Here is a 16,813-nt window from a genome sequence, read left to right as displayed (position 1 = left end):
GGTTTGCCCTGTTGCACGGGCAGGCCGCAGAACCAGAAATCCTCGGTAGCGGGATCCCCCACCGGCCATTTGCAGGTGCGCTCGGTCAGTTCCATCAGCGATAGCTTCTTGGCCTTCTTTTCGATCTCATTGACCTTGGCCAGTGCTTCAGGGCTGATTTCATTGGCGGAAGGCTGCGGTGGCAGCGGCTGACCAGCCGGAATGATCTGCTTGCGGGCAGGCACCAAGGGGCGCGCGTCAGAGGCGGGCGTGGCCGCCGGGGGCGGTGTCACCGGGCGCGCGGGTTCTGTTTTGGGCTGCGGTTTGGGCTTTGGTGCAGGCTTGGCCGCCGCCGCTGGCTTTTCTTTGGGCTCTGCTGCGGCCTTGGCACCAGAGGTGGCGCGGTTGGACAGGCCGAGGCGATGCACCTTGCCAATCACAGCATTGCGGGTCACCCCACCCAGTTCTTTTGCGATCTGGCTGGCCGACTGACCTTCGCCCCACATCTTCTTGAGCAATTCGACGCGATCGTCTGTCCAGGACATCTGTTGCCTTTCCAAGCTAATAGCGGCCCCAGAATCCTGCGGCCGCCATCGTGTTCCGTATTCAGTCCCCTATCTTAATCACTGGGCGCAGAGTTACAAGGGACCTTGCGCCTCAGATCCCAGCAGCTATGCAGGGAAAGCACAACTCAAGGCGGGGAAAACATGTCTAATCACCAGTCCGAGCCTCACATCGGCTATCAGAATGCGCTGGGTGAACGTCGGTTTGGCCGGGTGAACTGGCTGGGGCTGCAAACCCTAGCCGGGCGCGAGATCACTCGGTTTCTGGTGGTCTGGACCCAGACGCTTTTGGCCCCGCTGGTGACGGCGGCGCTGTTCTTGATGATCTTCAACCTCGCCATTGGCCCCAACCGGGGCGATGTCATGGGGGTGCCTTTCCTGCATTTTCTGGCCCCGGGCATCATGATGATGACGGTGATCCAGAACGCCTTTGCCAATACCTCTTCGTCGATTGTGATCACCAAGGTGCAGGGCAATATCGTTGATACGCTGATGCCGCCGCTGTCTGGTCTGGAGATCCTGCTGGGCTATCTGGCCGGCGCGGTGGTGCGCGGCACCCTGGTGGCCTGCGGCATTGCCCTGGGTCTGGCGCTGGTGCTGCAGATCATTCCGGCGTATCCGCTGATTGCCCTGGTGTTTATCGTTTTGGGAGCGCTGTTTCTCGGGGGCTTGGGCATTGTCGCCGGGGTCTTTGCGGATAAGTTCGACCAGATGGCGGCGATCACCAATTTCATAGTCACGCCCTTGGCGTTTTTGTCCGGTACCTTCTATTCCATCGAAGCGCTGCCGCCGGTGCTGCACAGTCTGGCGCAGATCAACCCGGTGTTCTACCTGATTGACGGGTTGCGCTTTGGCATGATTGGGACCTCAGATGGCTCGCCCTATCTGGGTATGGCAATCTGTGCGGGGGCCAGTTTTGCCATCTGCCTGCTGGCCTGGGCCATGCTACGTAGCGGTTATCGCCTCAAGCCGTGATATCTGTCACAGCTTTGGGTTTCTGACGCCCCTCACGCCAGGCGAGAACCGCAGCGCCGGTGAGGATGACGCCGGCCCCGACAACAGTGACGACATCCGGCACCACTCCAAAGCCGAGAAAGTCATACAGCGTTGCAAAGATCAGTGTCGCATAGCTGAAAGGCGCCACAAAAGACGCATCCGCCCGCGCCATACCGTTGACAAAACAGGCCTGAGCACAGGCCATCAGTGTGCCAAGCGCTGCTAGCGCCCCCCATTGCGCCAGGCTGGGCATCTGCCAGACTGGCAGCACCGCCACTGTGGCAATTGCCATGCCAAGGGCATTGTTGAACCAAAGCACCTGCAGGGGGCGCTCTCGCCCGGCCAGCTTTTTGATAAAAATCAGCTCCAGCCCCATGATCATCGCAGCGCTCAGCGCCAAGAGGGCCGCAGGCTGAAAACTGTCCGGGGTGGGGCGCAACAGGATCATCGCGCCGACCAAAGCCACCCCAGCCGCGCCCCAACGCCAGGGGCCGACCCGCTCGCTGAGCAAAGGGATCGCCAGCAACATGCCAAAAACCGGGTTCAAAAAGGCAATGGCGGTGGCATCCGCCAGTGGGATATGCGCCACCGAGGCAAACATCAGGGTGATGCCCAGCCAGCCGCAGCTGGTCCGGCCAATATGCAACCGCCATGCCGGGCGCTGCAGTTTGAACCGCAGGGCCGCCACCACCATGGAAATAGAGATGAAAGCGAATAGGAACCGCCCTTGGCTCACCTGCATCGGGTGCAGGGCTTCGCCCAGGGCATCAGTCCCCAACGCCTTGGCCAAAAGCGTGGTGGCAGCAATAAAGACCGTGGCGATAATGATCAGCGCGGCGGCCAGAGGCGGATTTTGCGGAGTTGAAATGCTCATGTCGCTACTGGTGTGGCGGCTGCGCCGCCAATGCAAGCGCTATTGCAGCCAGTTCTGGCAGGGGGGCTGTGACTGCTGCATCGCGCGCTGTGCAAAATGTCTGATCGAGGTGACAAAAGAGGTTTCATTCTGCCAGATGCTCCGTTATGGAGCCGGGTTATGATCAAAGCCACGCATATCCCCTCGTTGCGACGCCGACGCCGTTTGGCGTAATTCGGCCCCGTTGATCTATGCCCAACACGCTTTTGCGGCGCTTTGGCACAAAACCAATCTCTCATTATTGACCCCCAGGCCCGGCTCATGCACTGCTTTGGCCTCAACTTCTCGAAAAAGGATGATCCGATGATCCCGTCCGTACTGCCCACCTATAACCGTGCTCCGCTGGAGTTCGTAAAAGGCGAAGGTTCCTGGCTGTTCGAGGCGGACGGGCGCCGATTTCTGGATCTGGGCTCTGGCATCGCGGTGAACGCTCTGGGCCATGCCCATCCCAAACTGGTCGAGGTGCTCTCCAACCAGGCGCAGAATCTCTGGCATGTCTCCAACCTCTATAAGATCCCGCAGCAGCAAAAACTGGCGGATCTGCTGGTGGAGCATACTTTCGCCGATACGGTGTTCTTCACCAATTCCGGCACCGAGGCCTGCGAGCTGGCGGTGAAGATGGCGCGCAAGTATTTCTATGAGAAGGACCAGCCGGACCGGGTGGAAATCATCACCTTTGATGGCTCCTTCCATGGCCGTTCTTCAGCTGGTATTGCCGCCGCAGGCACCGAGAAAATGACCAAGGGCTTTGGTCCTCTGCTGCCCGGGTTCGTACACCTGAGTTTTGGCGATCTCGATGGGGTGACCAATGCCATCTCCGACAAAACCGCAGCGGTGCTGGTTGAGCCTATCCAGGGCGAGGGCGGCATTCGCCCGCTGCCCGATGCGGAAATGAAGGCCTTGCGCCAGATCTGTGACGCGGCAGGCGTCCTGCTGATCCTGGACGAAGTGCAATGCGGGGTGGGCCGTACCGGCAAGCTCTTTGCCCATGAATGGGCGGGCATCACCCCGGATATCATGATGGTGGCCAAGGGCATCGGCGGTGGCTTTCCCTTAGGCGCGGTGCTGGCCACAGAAGAGGCTGCCTCCGGCATGACCGCAGGCACCCATGGCTCCACCTACGGCGGCAATCCTTTGGGCTGCGCCGTGGGCTGCGCGGTGATCGAAGAGGTGATGTCAGAGGGTTTTCTCGCCGATGTGAACCGGCGCGCAGGCCTCTTGAGCCAGCGGCTCGACGGACTGGTTGCCGCCCATCCAGAGGTCTTTGAAGAGCTGCGCGGCTCTGGCCTGATGCTGGGGCTGAAATGCAAGGTCACCAATATGGATCTGGTCCAGGCAGGCTATGACAATGCGGTAATCACCGTGCCCGCTGCCGATAATGTGGTGCGCCTCTTGCCACCGCTCACGCTCAGCGAAGAGGACATCGCCGAGGCCATCTCCCGCCTCGAGCAGGCCGCGATCCAGGTCGAACAGTCTTGAATGGGCTGACCTAACATCATCTTTCCCCAAATATTCCCGGGGGTGCGGGGGCAGGCAGCCCCCGCCGTGCCACCACCCTCTAAGTGACAGAAAAAGCGACAGATTATGAACCACTTCCTAGACATCCACAAAACCAGCTCCACGGATTTGCACGGTATCATTAACCAGGCCAAACAGATGAAACAGGCGCGCCAGGGACGCCCCAAAGGCATGGCGGACGACGAACAACCGCTGGCCGGCCAGATGGTTGCCCTGATCTTTGAAAAGCCTTCAACCCGGACCCGCATCTCCTTTGATGTCGGGGTGCGCCAGATGGGTGGTCAAAGCATGGTGCTGTCGGGCAAGGATATGCAGCTGGGCCATGGCGAAACCATCGCCGATACCGCCCGGGTGATGTCGCGCTATGTGGATCTGATCATGATCCGCACCTTTGATGAGGCCGTGCTCACCGAAATGGCGGAATATGCCGATGTCCCGGTGATCAACGGGCTGACCGACCGCACCCACCCCTGCCAGATCATGGCGGATATTCAGACCTATGAGGAACATCGCGGGTCTATTAAGGGCAAAAAGGTGGTCTGGGCGGGCGATGGCAACAATGTCTGCGCCTCTTTCCTGCATGCGGCTGCCAAGTTTGGCTTTGATCTCACCTTCACCGGTCCGGCGCAGCTGGATCCGGAAGAAGAATTTGTTGGCTTGGCGCGTAAGGCCGGCTCCAAAGTGGTGATCGAACGCGATGCTTTCAAAGCCGTGGAAGGCGCAGATCTGATTGTGGCCGACACCTGGGTCAGCATGCATGACAGCCAGTCCTCCAAAGAGCGCCGCCACAATATGCTGCGCCCCTATCAGGTCAATGACGAGCTGATGTCCCATGCCAAGCCGGATGCCTTGTTTATGCATTGCCTGCCGGCCCACCGCGAAGAAGAGGTGACTTCGGCGGTGATGGATGGACCGCAATCGGTGATCTTTGACGAGGCGGAAAACCGTCTGCACGCGCAAAAGGCCGTCATGCGCTGGTGCCTGGGGGTTTAACCTCTGGGATTTCTCAGAGGAGTGTAGCTGGTGTCTCAGAAGTCGCACTTTGCAGCACCACCCCATGGCGGCCTCTGGCCATTTTGAAAAACTTCTGCAACCCTCGCGTTATTGAATGGCGCGAGGGTTTTTTCATGGATCAAGACAAGAGCCGACAGATGGATCAAGGCTGGGCCTTGTTGATTGTCGACATGCAGGAGGAGATGGCAAATGTGACGGCGGCAGGGCGTCCGCGCGCCAATCCACAGGCGGAGGAAAACATCGCCCAGTTGCTGGCCGGGTTTCGCCGCGCGGGCCTGCCGGTTTACCATGTGATGCATGATGATCCCCGCCCCGAAAGCAAATTCCGCCGTGATCTGCCTTCTGGCCAGCCGATGGCCTGCGCCAAGCCATCGCAGGGCGAAACTGTGATTTGGAAAACCGGGTCTTCGGGGTTTGTTGGCACTGGGCTGGCAGAGGATCTGCAGGCCAAGTCCATTACCAATCTGGTGATCGTTGGAGGTGTTGCCGCCTTCTGTGTCAATTCCACCGCGCGTTCAGCCGCCAATCTGGGCTTTCAGATCGAAGTGGTCGAAGATGCGCTCATCGCCTTTGCCATGCCTGCCCGCAAGGGGGGGGATCTCGACCCGGAGGTTGTCTTGGAGGTGACCTTGTCAGGCTTGCAGGCGGGCTTTGGCCAGGTGCTGCCCACATCAGAGGTTCTTGATCGGTTTACCGTAGCAGCATGAGCGAGCAGGGCGCCAAACCACAGCGGATTGTGATTGCCGGGGCCGGCGCGATTGGCTGTTTTTGTGGCGGGCTTTGGGCCGCAGCCGGGCATCCGGTTGCCCTGCTGGGACGGGTGCGGGTTCTGGCGCCGATCTCTCACCAGGGGATGGATCTCACGGATTATGCTGGCCTGGAGACGCATGTGACCCCCCAGCAACTTTATTGTAGCGAGGATCCGGTGGTACTGGCAGGTGCGGATCTGGTGATCGTTGCGGTAAAATCCAGCGGCACCGCCGCCATGGGGCAGTTGATTGCCCAGCACGCGCCGCCCACTGCGCCGGTTCTGAGTTTTCAGAACGCCATGACCAATGTGGTCTTGTTGCGCCAGATGTTGCCGGGGCGGGATGTCCGCGCCGCCATGGTGCCGTTTAACGTGATCCCCGCTAACCTACGTGACGATGCGGGACATTCAACGCAGCCCGGCTTTCATCGGGCCTCTTCTGGGGACATCGTCATCGAAGCAGGACCAGGACATTGGCATCGCCGCATTTCTGTGCCGGGGCTTGCGGTTGTCGAAAGCCCTGACATAGAGGGGGTTCAATGGGGCAAGTTGCTGATCAACCTCAACAATGCCCTTAATGCCCTGTCTGGAATTCCCCTGGCGGCCCAGCTGAAAAGCCTCGCCTGGCGGCGCGTCATGGCCGACCAAATGGCAGAGGCCCTACGGGTGCTGCAGGCAGCTGGTATTGACCCTGTGTCCACCACGCCGCTGCCCGCCTGGATGACGCCGCATATCCTGCGGTTGCCGGATTGGGCTTTTAGCCGGGTTGCCGCCAAGATGCTGACAATTGACCCAACCGCGCGCAGCTCCATGGCGCAGGATCTGATGCTGGGGCGGGTCACCGAGGTCGAGGCCCTGCAGGGGGAGATCCAACGTCTCGGCAAGGCCCATGGGGTTGAGACACCGATCTGCGATGTGGTTATCCTGTTGATCCGCCAGGCCGAAATGAAACAGGCCGGGCTGCCAAAAATGGAGCCCGGCCAGATTTAGGTCGTGATCTCGCCAAGGTGGCGCGTTACTGGGTGAAGCCCGCCAGAACCAGATAGATGCAGCCAGAGAGCAAGGCAGCAGCCGGAACAGTGATCACCCAGGCAGCGGCAATGGTCATGAAATGACTGCGGCGCACCAGCTTGCGGCGACGGCGTTCCTCGGGAGCAATGCGTTTTTCATCTGGGCGTGTTTCTGCAGTTTGACGGGCGCGGCGCTCATGATGCCACTCGCGGAAGAAACCAACGCCAAAAACCGCCCCAACTGCGATGTGGGTGGAGGAAACCGGCAGACCAAGCCAGCTGGCGACAATCACCGTGATGGCAGCGGAAAGCGACACACAATAGGCGCGCATCGGGTTCAGCTTGGTGATCTGGCTGCCCACCATGCGGATCAGCTTGGGGCCAAAGAGGAACAGACCAAAGGAAATACCAAAGGCGCCGATCACCATGACCCAGGTCGGGATCGCCACTTTGGAGGCAAAATCACCAAACTCACTAGCATGGACGATGGCTGCCAGGGGCCCCACCGCATTGGCAACATCATTGGCCCCATGGGCAAAAGACAAGAGCGCGGCAGAGATCACCAGCGGAATACGGAACAGCACCTTCAAGGATTTGTTGCGGTTTTCCATGCCCTCAGACTGACGCTTGATCAGCGGCGCGGTGATGACATAGGCCAGCGCGCCGATCATGGTGCCGATCAGCAGCGCGGTCTGGATGTCGATCTTGATGATGCGTTTCAGGCCTTTGAGGGCCAGATAAGACGCAAAGGCCCCGGCCATGATACCCACCAGAACCGGAACCCAGCGCCGGGCTGCAGCAATCTTGTCTTCCTGGTAGATGATCTTGGCCTTGATGAGGGCCAGGAACAGCGCTGCAACCACACCGCCCAATACCGGTGAAATCACCCAGCTGGCGGCGATCTTGCTCATGGTGGCCCAATTGACAGCGGCAAAGCCCGCTGCCGCAATGCCGGCCCCCATGACACCGCCCACAACCGAATGGGTGGTCGAAACCGGTGCGCCGATCCAGGTGGCAAGATTGACCCAAAGCGCCGAGGAAATCAGCGCCGCCATCATCGCCCAGATGAAGATCTCAGAGGTGGCCACCACCTCCGGATCGATAATGCCCTTGGAGATGGTCGAGACCACGTCACCACCGGCCAAAAGTGCCCCAGCGCTTTCAAATACAGCGGCAATCACAATGGCGCCGCCCATGGTCAGGGCATTGGCGCCAACCGAAGGACCCATGTTGTTGGCAACATCATTGGCGCCGATATTGATCGCCATATAGGCGCCAAAGACCGCCGCAGCCACCACGATCAGGTTGGTCTGGCTGCCGCCAAAGAAAATGGCAGCGCCGAGACCGGCCAGGACGATGAACACCAGGGCAATGCCGGGGGCAATCATCGGGCGGGCCACATATTGGGTGGCGGTTTCAAGATGCGAGAACCGATGCAGGTCGCGGTCAAGCGTTTCGCGGTGATCGGCGTCGTTGGATGGGGTGCTCACAGTGGTCGTCCCTTTGGCAGGCAGTTTGGGGACGCACTAAGTGAGCCTGCCGGGTGAGGCAAGCTTTACTGTCACAAAAATGTCGCGTGAGTGTCACAATTGACGCAGGATATCCTGCAGCTCTGGCTCGCGTACCAGGTTGGCCGCTTCCTGCGAAGGGACCCATTTGCGCTCACGCTGCTGCGCCTCGGGGTATTTGTCCGACAGTTCGATATCGCAGATTGTGTAAACAAATGTCTCCACAGCCACGGGCAGGCCAGTTTTCAGCTCTTTTTCATAGCTGAAGGCACCAATCGGGTCGCCTTCGACCCGGCCTTTTTGAACGCCCGCTTCTTCCCAGGCCTCTTGCAGGGCGGATTCACCGCCATCCTTGCCACTGATTGGCCAGCCTTTGGGCAGGATCCAACGTCCGGTGCCGCGGCTGGTGATCATCAGAACTTCTTTCTCACGGCTGTTGGTTCGCAGGCATAGCGCCGCAACCTGCACCCGCTTGGGGCGGAACAGAATAGGCTTGATCATGCCTTCCCAGGCCTGAAGCAGAAGATTGCTCATTGTGGCTGCCCTTGTTTTTTTTGGCAATTTTACCTGCGCGCGTGCTGCGCACGGCTAAATCGCGTCTGCCTTGATGAGCCTTAAAATAGGGGGGCTGTGGATAAAGTACAACCAGTTTAGATCTTAAAACTTGGCGGAGACGGCAGAAGTGCCCGTTTAAGTTGCGGTTTTTGTGGTCAAATTACGAAGGCTAAGTGGACTGTTTGGGGCTTGCCAGCTTGACTTTTTGGCGTGCACCGGGGTGAGATGTCGCAAAATATCAAGGGGGGAGAGGCTATGAAAACTGCATTGATCACCGGGGCTGCGCGGGGGATCGGACTGGCAACGGCGCGTGGTCTGGTCGCGGAGGGGTGGCAGGTTGCGCTTTTGGATCGCGATGCGGAGGAACTGGCCAAGGCTGTAGACTCGCTGCCACAGGCGGTTGCCCTTGAAGCGGACGTCTCAAAGCCCGAAGATGTGGCCCGCGCGCTGGCAGAGGTCTCTGTCCGGTTTAGCCGGCTGGACGGGTTGGTGAACAATGCAGGGGTGGCTGATTTTGGCCCGATCCGGGAAACCTCTTTTGAACGCTGGCGCCGGGTGATGGAGACCAATCTCGATGGACCTTTTCTAATGACCCAAGCCTTTACCGAGCTTTTGGCTGCTGAAGGTGGCGGTGCGGTGGTGAATATCACATCGATTTCAGGCCTGCGCGCCAGCACTTTGCGGGTGGCCTATGGCACCTCTAAAGCGGCTCTGGCCCATCTGACCCTGCAGCAGGCGGCAGAACTGGGGGAGCTGGGCATTCGGGTCAACGCAGTGGCGCCGGGGCCGGTGGCGACCAAACTGGCCATGGCAGTGCACAGCCCCGAGATCATCGCGGCCTATCACGATGCTTTGCCGCTCAACCGCTATGGCACAGAGGAGGAAATCGCAGCGGCGGTGAATTTTCTGCTGTCTGACAAGGCAAGTTTCATTACCGGGCAGGTCCTGGCGGCGGATGGCGGATTCGAAGCGACGGGTATCGGATTGCCTGCTCTACGGTCGTGAGTAAACGCCGGATTCCTGCCATGATCTGATGCGAGGCTCTGCCTCGCGCTCCGGGATATTTTTGGCCAAATGAAAAGGACCCCCTGGTTTCATTTGGCCAAAAATATCCTGGGGGTGAGCGCCTCCGGCGCGAGGGGGTAAAGCCCCCTCTCTAGCGTCGTTTTTTTGCTCTCAGTGTTGGGTCTTCTTTGGTGGGGTCTTCGGGCCAGGGGTGGCGCGGGTACTGTGCGCGCATGTCCTTGCGCACATCGGCGTAGGAGCCGACCCAGAATCCGGGCAGGTCCCGGGTGATTTGGATCGGTCGCTGGGCCGGCGACAAAAGTGTTACTTTTAAGGGCAGGCCGCCAACGCTGGGATGTCGGGTGACGCCAAAGAGCTCTTGCAGGCGGACAGAGATCTCGGGCGCTTCGCTATCATAAGAGATCGGAATCTTGCGCCCCAGGGGGGTGGTGAAACTGCCCGGTGCCTCGCGGTCTAGCACCTGCGTTTGCTCCCAGGTGAGGGCCGCGCGCAGCGCCGGGAGCAGGTCGAACTGTTTCCAGTTGGCAGCGGACCTCACTCCGCTCAGCATTGGCAGGAGCCAGTCGTCGAGGCTTGCCAACAAACCCTCGAGGGAGAAATCGGGCAGGTCAAAGCCATCGGCGCGCAGCAGCTCTACACGTGCGGCCAGACGCGCCGCGGCGCCGTCGAGCCGTAGCCCGAGGTCGCGTACCCCCTCCAGCATCGCCCGGGCGATCTGATCCTCAGGAGCCTCTTTCCACAGGCGATCGTCCAGAGTGATGGAGCCAAGGCATTGCTGCTGGCGGGTGACCACCCGGCGGTCGCGTTTGGACCAGTGGCAATTGTCCTGCCAAGTGATCTGCTCGCCAAACAGATCGTGGATCTCTGCCGGGGTGATCTGGGTGGCCATACGCATGCGGGCTTCGCGCGGGTTGCCATCGGTGTCCAGCGCCACGATGAAGGGGGCCGAAGCCAGCGGGTCGCCCGGATCCAGCACCACGCCCTTGCCACCAGAGAGGACATAGCGAGGCTGATCGCCCTTGCGGCGTTGGCCGATCCGATCCGGATAGGCGAGCGCCACTATGGCGGCGGGGGAGAGCCTGCCTGTGCCACCTTGTCTTTGATCGCTTTGTTTTTGCAGCCGTCGGGTTTCATTGCGAATGCGGTCGATTACCGGATAGGAGAGCTGATAGGGGCGTTTGCGCTGAAAGCCCTTGGGATCCTTTAGGGCGTCTAGACGGAGTGCAAGATCAACCGGTGCGCCACGCAGCGGGTCGCGTTCTGCCATGAGTGCGGCCAGCCCTGCGGCCTGGGCGGCGTCCTCTGGGACAACGCTCAGCAACATATGGCCGAGGCGTGGATGTAGTGGCAATCTGGCCAGCGCCTTGCCGTGTTGGGTCATCTGGGCCTGATCGTTCAATGCGCCAAGCATCTGTAGCAATCTGCGAGCCTCTGCCATGGTGCCGCTGGGGGGCGGGGTCAGAAAGGCGAGGTCTTCGGCCGCAGCGCCCCAAAGCGCCAGTTCCAGCGCCAGCCCGGTGAGGTCTGCCGAGGCGATTTCAGGCGGGGGGAAGGCGGCCAATGCGCCTTCTTCGCCTTTGGTCCAGAGCCGATAGCTGATGCCGGGGGCGACACGGCCGGCGCGACCCTGGCGCTGGGTTGCCTCGGCGCGGGTGACCTTTTCGGTTACCAGTCGCGACATTCCAGAGCCGGGATCAAAACGCGCGCGCCGTGCCTTTCCCATGTCGACCACAACGCGGATGTCCTGAATGGTCAGCGAGGTTTCGGCAATGGAGGTGGCCAGAACGACCTTGCGGCCAGAAGTGGCGGGGCGAATGGCGGCCTGCTGGTCCTTGAAGGGCAGGGCGCCAAACAGCGGCTGGATCAGGCAATCGCCGGGCAGGCGGTTGGTGAGGTTTTGCGCGGCGCGGCGGATTTCGCCTTCACCGGGCAGAAACACCAGAATACCGCCACCCATCTGGGCGCCTTTCTTGGTGTCGCGGCTGTCCTTTTCCGCCTGTACCACCAGATCACACAGAGCGTCCAGTTTTCGGGCCTGTGGCCCCAGCGGGCGTTCCAGCCAGCGGGTTTCGACTGGAAAGCTGCGCCCCTCAGAAGTGATCAGCGGCGCCTGCATCAGCTCTGCCACCGGGGCGGCATCCAGAGTGGCGGACATGGCCAACAGGATCAGATCCTCCCGCAAAGCTCCTGAGACTTCGAGGCAAAAGGCGAGGCCCAGATCGGCATTCAGGGAGCGTTCGTGGAATTCGTCAAAAATCACCGCGCCCACGCCGGGCAGGTCTGGATCCGACTGCAGCATCCGGGTCAGAATGCCTTCGGTGACCACTTCGATGCGGGTGTTCTTGCTGGTCTTTGCCTCACCGCGGATGCGGTAACCAACAGTTTGGCCAATGGGCTCGCTCAGGGTTTCTGCCATGCGCTCGGCAGCGGCACGGGCAGCCAGGCGGCGGGGCTCCAGCATGACAATGCGCTGCTCTGTCAGACCAGCCTCCAGCATGGCCAGCGGCACCTTGGTAGTCTTACCGGCACCGGGAGGCGCCTGCAGCACGGCGCGGCGTTTTTGTTGCAGGGCAGCAATCAGCGCGGGCAGGGCGTCATCAATAGGCAAGCGGGGCATGGCGGTTTGTGTCATGGGCTGCTTATCGCCAAAGCTGTGACCGGGGTCTAGTGCTGGAGTCCAAAGCAGGGGTGGTGTTGGGGCAGGGGCCGGAGATTTGCCTCCTGCGGCAGCTTCGCACTGGACAATGGCTTTTGGGCTGCGTCAATTAGGGCGGAAAAGTTGCGAGCCGTAAAAGACTGGAGACCGGGCATGAAGACCGCCGAGCTGAGTGAGAAAATCCTAAATGGGGATCGCCGTGCCTTGGCACGGGCCATCACTCTGGTCGAAAGCGGCCGCGAGGATCACCGGGCAGAGGCGACCGAGTTGTTGGATCTTTTGGCCAAATCCGGGCGGCAAGCGCTGCGCATTGGTCTGTCGGGAACACCCGGCGTGGGGAAATCCACCTTTATCGAGAGCTTTGGCATGATGCTGGTGGCCAAGGGGCTGCGGGTGGCGGTGCTGGCGGTGGATCCCAGCTCGGCCCGCACCGGAGGGTCTATTCTGGGGGATAAGACTCGGATGGAGCACCTGAGCCGTCAGAAGGCGGCCTTTATCCGGCCCTCCCCCAGTCAGACCAATCTGGGCGGGGTGGCGCGGCGTACCCGCGAAGCCGTCGCCCTGTGCGAAGCGGCGGGGTTTGACGTGGTGCTGGTAGAGACCGTCGGGGTTGGCCAGTCGGAAACCGTGGTGGCGCAGATGTCAGATCTGTTTTTGCTGCTCTTGGCCCCTGCGGGTGGCGATGAGCTGCAGGGCGTGAAGCGTGGCATCATGGAAATGGCGGATATTATTCTGGTCAACAAGGCGGACGGCGATCTGAAGTCTGCAGCGATGCGCACCTGTGCGGATTATTCCGGGGCGCTGCGCCTGCTGCGCAAACGGCCGCAGGACCCGAGAGGCTATCCTAAGGCGCAGACGGTTTCAGCGCTGGAAGAGGCGGGTCTGGAAGATGCCTGGGCAGATATGAAGACCCTGACGGACTGGCGTCGCGAAAAAGGCCATTGGGAGGGCACCCGCGCAGAGCAGGCGCGGTATTGGTTTGGCGAGGATGTGCGCCAGGCGCTCTTGGCGCGGCTGAAAACCTCCTGGGCAGAAACCCGCATGGCGGAACTGTCGGATCGGGTCGCTGGGGGCGAGATTTCGCCTGGTGCAGCAGCGCAGGATATGCTCAAGGGCCTGGGCGTTGCGGGTTAAGATCTGATTGTTGCCAAAAGCCACCCGGCAGGGGCTGGCCAAGTCATCACGAAGCGCCTATAGCACAGGAGAAATTCACGGGTTGGAGCGGGCTTGAGCCATTTCACCGGGGTGCTGCCACAAAACCCCAGCATATGGCTTGACCCTCGGGGCGATTCCTCCTAAACGCATCCAACCAGTTTTCGGGCGCCGCCATTGGCCGCGCCCTTTGAGATATGGCAGATGATTCGGGGCAATCCCCGGGCGCTGCCCCAGATACGAAGGATGAACCTATGTCGCGCCGTTGCGAACTGACCGGAAAAGGCCCGATGACTGGCAACAATGTCAGCCATGCTAAAAACAGAACTCGTCGCCGGTTTCTGCCAAACCTGAACGATGTGACCCTGCAGTCCGAGACTCTGGGCCGCGGTATCAAGCTGAAGATTTCGGCTGCTGCTCTGCGCACCGTTGACCACCGTGGTGGTCTGGACGCCTTCCTGGCAAAAGCCAAAGACGAAGAGCTGTCTACAGCTGCGTTGAAGGTGAAAAAAGAGATCGCTAAGGCACAAACTGCCGCAGCTTGATCTTTCTGATCACGTCAGAATTTGAAACGCCGTGCATCCCCGGGATGCGCGGCGTTTTGCCGTTATAGGCACATTTCATTTACAACTTGCAGCGCAGGGCGGGCAGGGGCATAGATTTGCCATGGCGCGATTCCTGCGGATATCTCTGGCCCTGGTTCTGGCCCTGGCGGTGACCCTGACGGGGCATGCCTCGGCCAGTATGAAGGGGGCCCGCGACGCTGATGGCCAGATGGTCATCTGCGCCACTGAAGGCCCGGTCACCATCTATGTCGATAGCGATGGCCAGCCGACGGAGGCACCGCATTTTTGTCCCGATTGTGTGATGCATCTGTTGGATGCGGTGGCAGGCCCGGAAGGTCTGGCACTACCAGCCTATGCTGGCCAGGACTTTGATCGCGTTTTGATTTCTGCGCAGGCCCTTGGCGGGCAGGCGTTGAATGCTTTGGCGCGGGCCCCGCCTCTGTCTGCCTAGCACGCCTCTGGTCTGATCCTTCTAGCCTGATCTTTCTGGCTTGATCATTTTGGCCTGACGCTGCTGATCTGAGGCCGAGGCCTCGCACAATCTTTTTCTATTCCAAATCCAAACCCTAAGAAAGGAGACAGAAATGTCCCTGAAATCCCTATTGTTTGCGGCCGCTGCCGTGGTGTCTTTTGCCGGTGTTGCCGCTGCTGATGGTGCCAAGATCATGGTTCATGATCAATATGCCCGCGTGTCGGCCAAAATGTCGACGAGCGGCGCGGCCTTCATGCAGATCATGAACATGGACACTGAGGCCGACCAGCTGATTGAGGCACGCTCTGATATTGCCAAGCGGGTTGAGCTGCACACCCATATGGAAAGCGGCGATGGCGTGATGAAGATGGTGCATGTGGAAGAGGGCTTTGCCATTCCTGCCGAGGGCAGCCATATGCTGCAGCGCGGCGGCGACCATGTGATGTTCATGGGGCTGAACCAAGAGCTGAAGCACGGCGATGTAGTGCCGGTCACCCTTGTGTTCAAAAACGCCGGTGAGGTTGCCATCGAGATCCCTGTTGATTTGGAACGCAAGCCTGCCCACGGCAGCGGTCACAACCACTCCAACAACTAGGCCCCAGTCAAAAGGGGGGACGGGCGCGGCGTCAGGCTGCGCTGCAGCCCTCCTTCGCGCCCAAAGCCCGCCCTGAGTGGCGGGCTTTTGCCGTCTGTGGCTAGCCTATCAGTTCCGCCACCCAGGCAGGGACTGTTTGGCTGGCAGGGCCAAAGCGGCATTGGCCAAACAGAGAGGCCATGGCTGAGGGTTCCAGATTGAACTCAAGCGTTTCGGCGCTGTGATTATTTGCGGCCTCGACAAAATTGGCCGCCGGATAGACCTGGGCCGAGGTGCCAATGGCGACAAAGAGATCGGCCTCGGCCAGATGGGCTTCGATGCCCTGCATGGCATGCGGGATCTCGCCAAACCAGACAATATCGGGCCGGGTGGCGGGGGCGGAACAGCGCGGGCAGGGATCGGTGGGATGCATTTCCAGCGGGGCTTGCCAGCGATGAGAGCAGGCAGCGCAGAGCGCGCCTGAGAGACTGCCGTGCATGTGGATAACACCGGTGCTGCCGGCTTTTTCATGCAGGTCATCGACGTTTTGGGTGATGATCACCACTTCACCTGGATGCTGCGCCTGGAGCCGGGCCAGCGTCTGATGGGCAGCATTGGGCTGCGCTGCCGCGGCCTGGGCGCGCCGGGCATTGTAAAACCCATGCACGAGGTCCGGGTCGCGCGCAAAACCTTCGGGGGTGGCGACATCTTCGATCCGGTGCTGCGCCCAAAGCCCGCCTTCGTCGCGAAAGGTGCCAAGCCCGCTTTCGGCGGAAACACCCGCCCCGGTGAGCAAGACAATCTTCTCTGTGCTGCCTTTTGCCATGCGCTTTTCCTTTCTGCCTCAGTTGCATATCCTTAACGCAACGAAGAAGGAGCCCAAGCCATATGCCTAGCCGTATTCTGTTTGTCTGCCTAGGAAACATTTGCCGCTCTCCGGCGGCCGAAGGGGTGTTTCGCGCGCTTTGTCCTGAGGTGGAAACCGATAGTGCGGGCACTGCCAGCTATCATGTAGGGGCCCCCCCCTACGAGGCGATGCAGGCGGCGCTGGGGCGACGCGCTGTGGAGATATCAGATCTTCGGGCGCGTCAGTTTGGACCTGCGGATTTTGCCGAGTTTGACCTGATAATTGCCATGGATCAGAGCAACCTGGAAGATATCAAAGCACTACGCCCCGCTGGCAATACGACCCCGGTGCGGCTGTTCACGGATTTTGCGCCGCGGGCAGGGATGGATCATGTGCCAGACCCATACTACACGCGCGATTTTGAGGGCTGCATCGATCTGATTGAACAGGCTGCTGCTGGTTTGAAGCAGCATCTGGGCTAGCTTGGTTGCAATTTCCCAACAATCCGGCCACCTAGGCATACCCTGATAACACCGGTGATGCGGTGCGCCTAGGCTCATGTCTCCTAGCCAGCATATGACTGTTGCGGCGAGAGCGATGGCAGACAGGAAGACCTTGGGGCACCGGTCATAGCGGGTTGCCACGCGCCGCCAGTCTTTCAACCGGCCAAACATGATCCCACTCACTGCCTGAAAGTGCATTGCGCCCCAATGTCA

The 16,813-nt window shown here is 60.4% G+C and carries 17 protein-coding genes and 1 pseudogene; 11 read left to right on the top strand and 7 right to left on the bottom strand.

Translation table 11 applies throughout. The features are described 5' to 3' along the window. Window positions 1-524 (bottom strand): GcrA family cell cycle regulator (locus tag ABJP42_RS13150; protein ID WP_348341055.1); only part of this gene is annotated, 524 nt, incomplete at its 3' end. A 162-nt stretch (window positions 525-686) separates the two neighbouring features. Between ABJP42_RS13150 and ABJP42_RS13145 the strand changes: the two genes are divergently transcribed. Then, window positions 687-1,517, top strand: a complete 831-nt coding sequence (locus tag ABJP42_RS13145) for an ABC transporter permease (RefSeq protein WP_348341053.1) — start codon at window positions 687-689, stop codon at window positions 1,515-1,517. Here ABJP42_RS13145 and ABJP42_RS13140 read toward each other — a convergent pair. Next, a complete protein-coding gene (locus ABJP42_RS13140) occupies window positions 1,507-2,412 on the bottom strand; it encodes a DMT family transporter (protein WP_348341051.1) in 906 nt (301 codons plus the stop codon). The two genes, ABJP42_RS13145 and ABJP42_RS13140, sit on opposite strands and share 11 nt — an antisense overlap. A 342-nt stretch (window positions 2,413-2,754) precedes the next feature. Between ABJP42_RS13140 and ABJP42_RS13135 the strand changes: the two genes are divergently transcribed. The 4 genes from ABJP42_RS13135 (at window position 2,755) to ABJP42_RS13120 (ending at window position 6,721) form a co-directional block, all read left to right on the top strand. Beyond that, complete coding sequence (locus ABJP42_RS13135; RefSeq protein WP_348341049.1) at window positions 2,755-3,930, top strand: aspartate aminotransferase family protein; 1,176 nt, start codon at window positions 2,755-2,757, stop codon at window positions 3,928-3,930. Between the two features lie 105 nt (window positions 3,931-4,035). Then, the gene (gene argF / locus ABJP42_RS13130) at window positions 4,036-4,962 is read left to right on the top strand and encodes an ornithine carbamoyltransferase (protein ID WP_348341047.1); all 927 of its coding nucleotides are present in this window, start codon (window positions 4,036-4,038) and stop codon (window positions 4,960-4,962) included. Between the two features lie 134 nt (window positions 4,963-5,096). Further along, window positions 5,097-5,690 carry an isochorismatase family protein gene (locus ABJP42_RS13125; protein WP_348341045.1) on the top strand — a complete coding sequence of 198 codons (594 nt, stop codon included), beginning with the start codon at window positions 5,097-5,099 and terminating at the stop codon, window positions 5,688-5,690. After that, window positions 5,687-6,721: a 2-dehydropantoate 2-reductase gene (locus ABJP42_RS13120; RefSeq protein WP_348341043.1), complete on the top strand. Its 1,035-nt coding sequence runs from the start codon at window positions 5,687-5,689 to the stop codon at window positions 6,719-6,721. Before ABJP42_RS13125 ends, ABJP42_RS13120 begins: the two co-directional genes overlap by 4 nt. Window positions 6,722-6,746: 25 nt before the next feature. Here ABJP42_RS13120 and ABJP42_RS13115 read toward each other — a convergent pair whose 3' ends face one another. Both ABJP42_RS13115 and ABJP42_RS13110 read right to left on the bottom strand, forming a co-directional pair. Next, window positions 6,747-8,231 carry an inorganic phosphate transporter gene (locus ABJP42_RS13115; protein WP_348341041.1) on the bottom strand — a complete coding sequence of 495 codons (1,485 nt, stop codon included), beginning with the start codon at window positions 8,229-8,231 and terminating at the stop codon, window positions 6,747-6,749. A 93-nt stretch (window positions 8,232-8,324) separates the two neighbouring features. Next, window positions 8,325-8,783 carry an NUDIX hydrolase gene (locus ABJP42_RS13110; RefSeq protein WP_348341039.1) on the bottom strand — a complete coding sequence of 153 codons (459 nt, stop codon included), beginning with the start codon at window positions 8,781-8,783 and terminating at the stop codon, window positions 8,325-8,327. A gap of 276 nt (window positions 8,784-9,059) precedes the next feature. Between ABJP42_RS13110 and ABJP42_RS13105 the strand changes: the two genes are divergently transcribed. Next, entirely contained in the window at window positions 9,060-9,809 is a 750-nt protein-coding gene (locus tag ABJP42_RS13105) for an SDR family NAD(P)-dependent oxidoreductase (protein ID WP_348341037.1), read from the top strand. A gap of 151 nt (window positions 9,810-9,960) precedes the next feature. Here ABJP42_RS13105 and hrpB read toward each other — a convergent pair whose 3' ends face one another. Beyond that, complete coding sequence (gene hrpB, locus ABJP42_RS13100) at window positions 9,961-12,447, bottom strand: ATP-dependent helicase HrpB (protein WP_348341057.1); 2,487 nt, start codon at window positions 12,445-12,447, stop codon at window positions 9,961-9,963. Window positions 12,448-12,639: 192 nt separating this feature from the next. On the opposite strand from hrpB, the gene meaB reads away from it, so the two are divergent. The 4 genes from meaB (at window position 12,640) to ABJP42_RS13080 (ending at window position 15,271) form a co-directional block, all read left to right on the top strand. Beyond that, window positions 12,640-13,620: a methylmalonyl Co-A mutase-associated GTPase MeaB gene (meaB, locus tag ABJP42_RS13095; protein WP_348341035.1), complete on the top strand. Its 981-nt coding sequence runs from the start codon at window positions 12,640-12,642 to the stop codon at window positions 13,618-13,620. A 272-nt stretch (window positions 13,621-13,892) separates the two neighbouring features. After that, the gene (gene rpmB / locus ABJP42_RS13090) at window positions 13,893-14,183 is read left to right on the top strand and encodes a 50S ribosomal protein L28 (RefSeq protein ID WP_348341033.1); all 291 of its coding nucleotides are present in this window, start codon (window positions 13,893-13,895) and stop codon (window positions 14,181-14,183) included. Window positions 14,184-14,304: 121 nt separating this feature from the next. Further along, a complete protein-coding gene (locus ABJP42_RS13085) occupies window positions 14,305-14,655 on the top strand; it encodes a hypothetical protein (protein ID WP_348341031.1) in 351 nt (116 codons plus the stop codon). A gap of 133 nt (window positions 14,656-14,788) precedes the next feature. Next, window positions 14,789-15,271 carry a copper chaperone PCu(A)C gene (locus tag ABJP42_RS13080; protein ID WP_348341029.1) on the top strand — a complete coding sequence of 161 codons (483 nt, stop codon included), beginning with the start codon at window positions 14,789-14,791 and terminating at the stop codon, window positions 15,269-15,271. Window positions 15,272-15,371: 100 nt separating this feature from the next. On the opposite strand, the gene ABJP42_RS13075 is transcribed toward ABJP42_RS13080, so the two are convergent. Continuing rightward, window positions 15,372-16,076 carry an NAD-dependent deacylase gene (locus tag ABJP42_RS13075; protein WP_348341027.1) on the bottom strand — a complete coding sequence of 235 codons (705 nt, stop codon included), beginning with the start codon at window positions 16,074-16,076 and terminating at the stop codon, window positions 15,372-15,374. A gap of 62 nt (window positions 16,077-16,138) precedes the next feature. Between ABJP42_RS13075 and ABJP42_RS13070 the strand changes: the two genes are divergently transcribed. Beyond that, entirely contained in the window at window positions 16,139-16,579 is a 441-nt protein-coding gene (locus tag ABJP42_RS13070) for a low molecular weight protein-tyrosine-phosphatase (protein ID WP_348341025.1), read from the top strand. Between the two features lie 84 nt (window positions 16,580-16,663). Here ABJP42_RS13070 and ABJP42_RS13065 read toward each other — a convergent pair. Then, window positions 16,664-16,774: pseudogene (locus tag ABJP42_RS13065) on the bottom strand (IS5/IS1182 family transposase); the annotation flags it as partial. Window positions 16,775-16,813: the final 39 nt, after the last annotated feature.

The organism is Pseudophaeobacter sp. (genome assembly GCF_039971195.1).
Lineage (GTDB): Bacteria > Pseudomonadota > Alphaproteobacteria > Rhodobacterales > Rhodobacteraceae > Pseudophaeobacter.
The sequence above is the reverse complement of the archived record's forward strand: the minus strand, read 5'-3'. Positions and strand labels throughout refer to the sequence as shown.

What these genes read in the sequence shown, in the direction of transcription:
- ABJP42_RS13080 (WP_348341029.1), top strand. Translation starts at nt 14,789, where the DNA reads ATGTCCCTGAAATCCCTATTGTTTGCGGCCGCTGCCGTGGTGTCTTTT.
- argF (WP_348341047.1), top strand. Translation starts at nt 4,036, where the DNA reads ATGAACCACTTCCTAGACATCCACAAAACCAGCTCCACGGATTTGCAC.
- ABJP42_RS13075 (WP_348341027.1), bottom strand. Translation starts at nt 16,076, where the DNA reads ATGGCAAAAGGCAGCACAGAGAAGATTGTCTTGCTCACCGGGGCGGGT.
- ABJP42_RS13070 (WP_348341025.1), top strand. Translation starts at nt 16,139, where the DNA reads ATGCCTAGCCGTATTCTGTTTGTCTGCCTAGGAAACATTTGCCGCTCT.
- ABJP42_RS13105 (WP_348341037.1), top strand. Translation starts at nt 9,060, where the DNA reads ATGAAAACTGCATTGATCACCGGGGCTGCGCGGGGGATCGGACTGGCA.
- ABJP42_RS13120 (WP_348341043.1), top strand. Translation starts at nt 5,687, where the DNA reads ATGAGCGAGCAGGGCGCCAAACCACAGCGGATTGTGATTGCCGGGGCC.
- ABJP42_RS13135 (WP_348341049.1), top strand. Translation starts at nt 2,755, where the DNA reads ATGATCCCGTCCGTACTGCCCACCTATAACCGTGCTCCGCTGGAGTTC.
- ABJP42_RS13110 (WP_348341039.1), bottom strand. Translation starts at nt 8,783, where the DNA reads ATGAGCAATCTTCTGCTTCAGGCCTGGGAAGGCATGATCAAGCCTATT.
- ABJP42_RS13125 (WP_348341045.1), top strand. Translation starts at nt 5,097, where the DNA reads ATGGATCAAGACAAGAGCCGACAGATGGATCAAGGCTGGGCCTTGTTG.
- ABJP42_RS13085 (WP_348341031.1), top strand. Translation starts at nt 14,305, where the DNA reads ATGGCGCGATTCCTGCGGATATCTCTGGCCCTGGTTCTGGCCCTGGCG.
- hrpB (WP_348341057.1), bottom strand. Translation starts at nt 12,447, where the DNA reads ATGCCCCGCTTGCCTATTGATGACGCCCTGCCCGCGCTGATTGCTGCC.
- ABJP42_RS13145 (WP_348341053.1), top strand. Translation starts at nt 687, where the DNA reads ATGTCTAATCACCAGTCCGAGCCTCACATCGGCTATCAGAATGCGCTG.
- meaB (WP_348341035.1), top strand. Translation starts at nt 12,640, where the DNA reads ATGAAGACCGCCGAGCTGAGTGAGAAAATCCTAAATGGGGATCGCCGT.
- ABJP42_RS13140 (WP_348341051.1), bottom strand. Translation starts at nt 2,412, where the DNA reads ATGAGCATTTCAACTCCGCAAAATCCGCCTCTGGCCGCCGCGCTGATC.
- rpmB (WP_348341033.1), top strand. Translation starts at nt 13,893, where the DNA reads ATGTCGCGCCGTTGCGAACTGACCGGAAAAGGCCCGATGACTGGCAAC.